Source organism: Nocardia sp. TBRC8007 (genome assembly GCF_056629435.1).
In genome coordinates this window covers 1-214 of the sequence record NZ_JBWSOR010000262.1, presented here as the reverse complement: position 1 = coordinate 214, position 214 = coordinate 1, and the positions used below count along the sequence as shown (strand labels likewise).

1 protein-coding gene is annotated in these 214 nt (G+C 65.0%); it reads right to left on the bottom strand.

Annotation, left to right across the window (positions count from 1 at the left end; translation table 11 throughout):
• Positions 1–214, bottom strand: a 214-nt coding sequence (locus ACX4ZE_RS23590) for a hypothetical protein (RefSeq protein ID WP_480275669.1), incomplete at both ends; no start/stop codon positions are given.

Genomic DNA, 214 nt, shown 5'->3' with positions numbered 1-214 from the left:
GGAAACTGCACATAGAAATCCCCCCGAGACGCCAACGCCCCCGCCACCACACCCACCACCGCCGTCAACACCGCCGACAACCGCACCCCCAACCCCTCCGCCAAACCCCGCAACTCACCAACACCCAAAACAACTTCATGACCGATCACCCGCTCACCCCCACCCTCCCCCCGCCCCGGCAACCGCAATGGCGCCACCCCCACATCCATATACT